The organism is Lactiplantibacillus sp. DA1, from assembly GCF_032681335.1.
Lineage (GTDB): Bacteria > Bacillota > Bacilli > Lactobacillales > Lactobacillaceae > Lactiplantibacillus.
Window position 1 is genome coordinate 1 of the sequence record NZ_JAWHTQ010000014.1, and the last position, 4,109, is coordinate 4,109.

General features: G+C 42.3%; 2 protein-coding genes and 4 tRNA genes. All 6 read right to left on the bottom strand.

The genetic code is table 11. The features are described 5' to 3' along the window. Window positions 1-224 precede the first annotated feature (224 nt). The 6 genes from RXV91_RS15255 to RXV91_RS15280 all read right to left on the bottom strand — a co-directional run bounded on the left by RXV91_RS15255 (window position 225) and on the right by RXV91_RS15280 (window position 4,026). Window positions 225-296, bottom strand: a tRNA-Gln gene (locus RXV91_RS15255). A 9-nt stretch (window positions 297-305) separates the two neighbouring features. After that, window positions 306-388, bottom strand: a tRNA-Tyr gene (locus RXV91_RS15260). Between the two features lie 75 nt (window positions 389-463). Next, window positions 464-1,306, bottom strand: a complete 843-nt coding sequence (locus RXV91_RS15265; protein WP_316440545.1) for a metallophosphoesterase — start codon at window positions 1,304-1,306, stop codon at window positions 464-466. Window positions 1,307-1,358: 52 nt separating this feature from the next. Continuing rightward, window positions 1,359-2,831, bottom strand: coding sequence for a peptide MFS transporter (locus RXV91_RS15270; protein WP_316440546.1), 1,473 nt, complete (start codon window positions 2,829-2,831; stop codon window positions 1,359-1,361). Between the two features lie 1,004 nt (window positions 2,832-3,835). Next, window positions 3,836-3,908 (bottom strand) — tRNA-Thr (locus tag RXV91_RS15275). Between the two features lie 45 nt (window positions 3,909-3,953). After that, a tRNA-Asn gene (locus RXV91_RS15280) sits at window positions 3,954-4,026 on the bottom strand. Between the last annotated feature and the right edge of the window lie 83 nt (window positions 4,027-4,109).

Consider the following 4,109-nt stretch of genomic DNA (forward strand, 5'->3'; position numbering starts at 1 on the left):
GAATTGAAAAAAGGTGCTTAGCCGTTGCGCGGCTAAGCACCCATAAAAATATTACCAACAACAGTTGACAGAGAACCGAAATAACACAAAAAGTACCACCTCAAGAGCTCGTCGCACATTGCTCTCGAAGTGGTACCCCCACTGTCATTAATACAATTTTAAGCCAATAAAAAAGTCGTTACATCAAGGTCATAAGACCTGATTAACGACGAAAGGCGTAACAATTGGGCTAGCTGGGTTCGAACCAGCGCATCACGGGATCAAAACCCGTTGCCTTACCACTTGGCTATAGCCCAATAATGAAATGGAGGGGAGTGGATTCGAACCACCGAACCCGAAGGAGCGGATTTACAGTCCGCCGCGTTTAGCCAGACTTCGCTACCCCTCCGTAAATCATTCAACTATATTAGAATACATAATTTTGAATAAAAAATCAAGACTTTTTTCAAAGTTTTTTCAGTTTTTATTTCAAATCCAGAAATTGCGTATCCTGATACCACTCAGCCATGAAATTATTAGCACGCCATTCGTTGATACGCTTAAGTCCATAGCCTACCGCTTGGTCATAATAGGTTGTCTGACCAAATACCCGTGGTTGTGGATGAACGTGCAAATGACCAAATAAAACGTGGGCCACATTAAACCGCTCCAGCAGTTGCCCTAACCGTGGGGTTCCCATTAACGCGTTAGCCATGTTCCAGAATCGGTTATCGTCAGAAAAGCGCAAGTAATCAACCCGAGGAACAAAGTGAGTCATGAATACGACCTGCTTTTTTTCAGTAGCGGCTAAACTAAGCTGTGCTGTAACTTGATTCAACATCAAGTCCGTACGCTCCGCATCACTCATTGGCTGCTTAATAGCCCGGTCAATCCAAAACGCATTCTTCCAATGCAAGAAGTCAGCCGTAGTCGCATCCGGGACTTGCGCAGCATATTGATAGTCATACCACCCATTATGCCCAATCACGCGCCAATCCGTACCGGGGATATCGACATACCGATTATGAAGGTAGCCAGCAAAATGCCCAGTTTCAAGCTCGTCAAACGAAATGCCATGTACCATGTCATGATTACCCGCAATCCAATAAACACGTGTCTGTGCGCCCAATAGTGCCTGTAAATCGATGATAAATTGTTGACTACGTTGGAAATCGTTGAAGAGGTCGCCAGCAATTAAATATAGCTGGACCCCGTTTTGTAATAAATAGGTTGCCTGGGCGCGCATCATGGCGGTCGCATCCACTCGGTTAACATCAAAATGATTATCACTACTAAAAGCCAACCGCACGATGATCAACCCCTCCAAATAAAAAAATATGCTATCACTAAGATAACATATCTTCGAGTAAATATTCAATTTAACGAATGCCTTGCATTGAACGCTTGATCATTGGCACCATCATAAAGAGGAGAATACCAAGCAGCACACTCACGATCCCGATAATCGCGAAGTATGGGACTTCAGTTTGGGTTGAATAGAAACGTACGATTTGTGCGTTAATCGCACTACCTACAGAATCAGTCAAGAACCACATACTCATCATTTGTGATGCAAACGCTTTTGGTGCCAACTTAGTCGTAACCGACAAACCGATTGGTGAAATCAGCATTTCCGCAATTTCAACAACAGCCCAACTAGCCACTAACCACCATGGGCTGACTTTGCCTGCGGTTCCAAAGAGCGCTCCTGGCAATGCCATGATTAAGTAAGACGCCCCTGCAAAGACTAACCCAACCGCAAATTTAGCTGGTGAACTAGGTTGCTTCTTACCCCATTTCGTCCACAACCATACGAACGGCGTTGTGTAGATCATGATGAACAATGGATTTAACATTTGGAAATCAGATGCTGCTAAGTGAGTAAAACCAAGGTTCAGATTAACACGATTAGCTGCAAATAATGCTAACACGGCCGATCCTTGTTCCTCAATCGCCCAGAATAGCGCAGCAGCGATAAATAACGGAATGTAGGCACGTACCCGTGAGCGTTCAACTGCATCAGTTTTTTCAGACGTTAACATCAAGATAAAGTAAACAATCGGTGTCAAAATAACTAAAATACTAATCAGGCTGATTACATTGGCTAACGTTAATGCATTCATCAGTTGCATCAGAAGTAAAATCAGGCCAATCCCGATGATACCTAAGATCGTGCGTCGAATAAGCTTCTTCAGGTCACCAGGTTCCAACGGATCAGTTGGATACAGACTAGCAGAACTCAAATTCTTTTTACCATCAAAGTAGTATTGCAATAAACCGAAGAACATCCCAATGGCAGCCAAGGAGAAACCTAAATGGAAGTTAACATTTAAGCCAATCCGGCCAACCAAGGCAGGTGCAACTAAGGATCCCAAGTTGATCCCGAAAACAAAGATACTGAAGCCAGCATCACGACGGGTATCTTCTGCAGTATATAATTGACCAACCATATCAGATACATTAGGCTTTAGTAGCCCAGTCCCAATAACAATCAGTGCGATCGAGACAAATAATGCCCCAACCCCAAACGGCGTCGATAATACGATGTGTCCCAACATAATGAAGACCCCACCAATAAAGACCGTCTTACGACTACCCCAGACCCGGTCGCTTAAAAAGCCACCAAGAACACTGGAAACGTAAACTAAGGCCGAGTAAATTGACATGATGGATGCGGCAGTAACCTGGTCGAACCCAAGGCCACCCTTTGCCACACTGTAGTACATGTAATAGATCAGTAACGCACGCATCCCATAGTAACTGAATCGTTCCCACATTTCAGTGAAGAACAACGTCCGTAAACCACGGGGTTGGCCAAAGAACGACCGATCCAGTTTTTGTTCCTTATCCAATAGAGATTCCTCCAAACTTCTTAACCAGTTTGTATTTCGTTTAAAAGTAACAAGTTTTGTTTCTTAATTAAACATAATAACTATTATACTAGCCTTAATCTTAATCAACAATAGCACTAATCATTTTCTAATCTAATAACCATCAAGCGTATGCTTATCCAAAATTATCAGATAGTTCAAAACCCCATTATGCCGCTTAAAAGTGTTTACTAAGACATTTGATGCGACTTGTTACGACTTAGAATTGACATCAAATTCTAATTTAATATAAAATAATTAGTAGTGCTCAAATGGAAAACGATCGCCATTAACATAAAAAATCTAATTAAACAAAACGTTAAACGATGATTATCAGTCTCAAGAACAACATCATTATGCATTCACGATATACCACTACTATGAATAACGACAATTGTTTATTGACCTACAATCTAGCGGATTAACCGGCAAAGCGCAATTAGATCGTTTGCTCCGAGAACTGGTAAGGTAGCCATTAATGCCATTTAATTTCTTAAAAGCAAGGTAACCATCATTGATCTTTAATTTGTTAGAACTAGTGCCCCATGCAAGTAATCTTCTATTGCAGAAAATCCCCTGTTAAACGGTATACTAAGCATATTGAAAGCAACCAGGTTAAAACAAATAACAGTTAATAAGTGCACACACTGTTTTAGGCTGATCATAGAATTCGGACTGAGGATTGCATGATACCAAAACAATTTGGTTATGCATTGGAAAACCTCCGTTAATTGATATGCTAAGCATACCGAAAAAGCGGAGGCGAAAATAGGCATCATCTTATTAAGTGCTTACACAATTGGCAGCTGAATATTGGGTGTTTACGCCGTATCGGATCACGGCAGATTTTACACTGTTTAGTTATCAACTCGGGCAGATGCTATCTAAAAAAGCAGCCTTGCACAATTGTGCAAGGCTGCTACTTAATTTCAATAATATGACCCACTAAAAATAAAAAAGACGAGAACCACGTCCCGCCTCGCAAGTGCCGGCTACCAGAGTCGAACTGATGACCCTCGGTTTACGATACCGATGCTCTACCAACTGAGCTAAGCCGGCATGATATAAAAATAGATGTTAACACAATCGCCAACATCTATGTCACTCCGACAGGCGGGCTCGAACCGTCGACATCTTGATTAACAGTCAAGCGCTCTACCAACTGAGCTATGTCGGAATAATCGCATGGCAACGTCCTACCCTCGCAGGGAGCGATCCCCCAACTACTCTCGGCGCTAAGAAGCTTAACTTCTGTGTTCG